Origin of the sequence: Ventosimonas gracilis, from assembly GCF_001580025.1 — a bacterium.
GTDB classification, from domain to species: domain Bacteria; phylum Pseudomonadota; class Gammaproteobacteria; order Pseudomonadales; family Pseudomonadaceae; genus Ventosimonas; species Ventosimonas gracilis.
Genome location: NZ_LSZO01000043.1, coordinates 1 through 3,238, shown reverse-complemented (window position 1 = coordinate 3,238; position 3,238 = coordinate 1). Strand labels below are relative to the sequence as shown.

General features: G+C 54.0%; 2 rRNA genes. Both read right to left on the bottom strand.

Going from position 1 to position 3,238, the window contains the following annotated elements:
• Nucleotides 1-54 precede the first annotated feature (54 nt).
• Nucleotides 55-170, bottom strand: a 5S ribosomal RNA gene (gene rrf, locus AXE65_RS02130).
• 144 nt (nucleotides 171-314) lie between these two features.
• Nucleotides 315-3,214 (bottom strand): 23S ribosomal RNA (locus tag AXE65_RS02125).
• Nucleotides 3,215-3,238: the final 24 nt, after the last annotated feature.

Here is a 3,238-nt window from a genome sequence, read left to right as displayed (position 1 = left end):
CAAATAAAAACCCCCGCCCAAGTAATTGTACTGAGGCGGGGGTTTTGGATGGGTGCTTGACGATGACCTACTTTCACATGGGGAGACCCCACACTATCATCGGCGATGCACCGTTTCACTGCTGAGTTCGGGATGGGTTCAGGTGGTTCCAGTGCTCTTTGGTCGTCAAGCAATTCGTTTGAAGCGTTGGTTTAGCAACGCTTCGAATTCTGGGAAAGTGCTTTCAGTGTCTGGCTCAGATTGCGTTGCGTCGATTCTCGGCCTTCGCTTCGCGTATCCCTTCTCTCTGCTTTTCACAGAGCCCTTGGGGTTATAGGGTCAAGCCTCACGGGCCATTAGTACAGGTCAGCTCAACGCCTCACAGCGCTTACACACCCTGCCTATCCACGTCGTAGTCTTCGACGACCCTTTAGGGGATTGACTCCCAGTGAGAACTCATCTTGAGGCACGCTTCCCGCTTAGATGCTTTCAGCGGTTATCGCTTCCGAACGTAGCTACCCGGCAATGCCATTGGCATGACAACCGGTACACCAGAGGTTCGTCCAACCCGGTCCTCTCGTACTAAGGTCAGCCCCTCTCAATTCTCAAACGTCCACGGCAGATAGGGACCGAACTGTCTCACGACGTTCTGAACCCAGCTCGCGTACCACTTTAAATGGCGAACAGCCATACCCTTGGGACCGGCTTCAGCCCCAGGATGTGATGAGCCGACATCGAGGTGCCAAACACCGCCGTCGATATGAACTCTTGGGCGGTATCAGCCTGTTATCCCCGGAGTACCTTTTATCCGTTGAGCGATGGCCCTTCCATTCAGAACCACCGGATCACTAAGACCTACTTTCGTACCTGCTCGACCTGTCCGTCTCGCAGTCAAGCGCGCTTTTGCCTTTATACTCTTGGGTCGATTTCCGACCGACCCGAGCGCACCTTCGTACTCCTCCGTTACGCTTTGGGAGGAGACCGCCCCAGTCAAACTGCCCACCATGCACGGTCCTCAGCCTGGATCACAGGCCTAAGTTAGAACCTCAAACATGCCAGGGTGGTATTTCAAGGTCGGCTCCACGCAAACTGGCGTTCACGCTTCTAAGCCTCCCACCTATCCTACACAAGCAGGTTCAAAGTCCAGTGCAAAGCTACAGTAAAGGTTCACGGGGTCTTTCCGTCTAGCCGCGGATACACTGCATCTTCACAGCGATTTCAATTTCACTGAGTCTCGGGTGGAGACAGTGCCGCCATCGTTACGCCATTCGTGCAGGTCGGAACTTACCCGACAAGGAATTTCGCTACCTTAGGACCGTTATAGTTACGGCCGCCGTTTACCGGGGCTTCGATCAAGAGCTTCGCCTTGCGGCTAACCCCATCAATTAACCTTCCGGCACCGGGCAGGCGTCACACCCTATACGTCCACTTTCGTGTTTGCAGAGTGCTGTGTTTTTGATAAACAGTCGCAGCGGCCTGGTATCTTCGACCAGCCAGCGCTTACGGGGCAAGCCCTTCACGCCAGCCGGCGCACCTTCTCCCGAAGTTACGGTGCCATTTTGCCTAGTTCCTTCACCCGAGTTCTCTCAAGCGCCTTGGTATGCTCTACCCGACCACCTGTGTCGGTTTGCGGTACGGTTCCTGATTGCCTGTCGCTTAGAAGCTTTTCCTGGAAGCAGGGCATCAACCACTTCGGTCACCTAAGTGACACCGTCATCAGCTCTCAGCCTTAAGTATCCGGATTTGCCTAAATACTCAGCCTACTGCCTTAAACCTGGGCTACCAACGCCAGGCTGGCCTAGCCTTCTCCGTCCCTCCTTCGCAGCAATCAGAAGTGCAGGAATATTAACCCGCTTCCCATCGATTACGCATTTCTGCCTCACCTTAGGGGCCGACTCACCCTGCGTCGATTAACGTGGCGCAGGAAACCTTGGTCTTTCGGCGTGGGGGTTTTTCACCCCCATTGTCGTTACTCATGTCAGCATTCGCACTTGTGATACCTCCAGCAGACTTCTCAATCTGCCTTCGCAGGCCTACACAACGCTCCTCTACCGCTTGAACGTGCGTTCAAACCCGTAGCTTCGGTGCATGGTTTTAGCCCCGTTACATCTTCCGCGCAGGCCGACTCGACCAGTGAGCTATTACGCTTTCTTTAAAGGATGGCTGCTTCTAAGCCAACCTCCTGGCTGTCTGGGCCTTCCCACATCGTTTCCCACTTAACCATGACTTGGGGACCTTAGCTGACGGTCTGGGTTGTTTCCCTTTTCACGACGGACGTTAGCACCCGCCGTGTGTCTCCCATGCTCGCACTTGCCGGTATTCGGAGTTTGCATCGGGTTGGTAAGTCGGGATGACCCCCTAGCCGAAACAGTGCTCTACCCCCAGCAGTGATACATGAGGCGCTACCTAAATAGCTTTCGAGGAGAACCAGCTATCTCCGGGCTTGATTAGCCTTTCACTCCGATCCACAGGTCATCCCCTACCTTTTCAACGGTAGTGGGTTCGGTCCTCCAGGTGGTGTTACCCAACCTTCAACCTGCCCATGGATAGATCGCCCGGTTTCGGGTCTATACCCAGCGACTTAACGCCCTGTTAAGACTCGCTTTCGCTACGCCTCCCCTATCCGGTTAAGCTCGCCACTGAATATAAGTCGCTGACCCATTATACAAAAGGTACGCAGTCACCCTCCCCTAAGGGGTTAAGGCTCCCACTGCTTGTACGCATACGGTTTCAGGTTCTATTTCACTCCCCTCGCCGGGGTTCTTTTCGCCTTTCCCTCACGGTACTGGTTCACTATCGGTCAGTCAGGAGTATTTAGCCTTGGAGGATGGTCCCCCCACATTCAGACAGGGTTTCTCGTGCCCCGCCCTACTCGTTGTTCATGCCTATCGATCTTTCGTGTACGGGGCTATCACCCTCTTTGGCGGCACTTTCCAGAGCCTTCCACTAAATCGATAAGCACTTTTGGGCTGCTCCCCGTTCGCTCGCCACTACTAGGGGAATCTCGGTTGATTTCTTTTCCTTCGGGTACTTAGATGTTTCAGTTCCCCGAGTTCGCCTTAAATACCTATGGATTCAGTATTTAATAACGGCCTTATGGCCGCTGGGTTCCCCCATTCAGAGATCCACGGATCAAAGCTTCTTTGCCAGCTCCCCGTGACTTTTCGCAGGCTTGCACGTCTTTCATCGCCTCTGACTGCCTAGGCATCCACCGTATGCGCTTCTTCACTTGACCCTATAACCCCAAACGCTCTTTTGG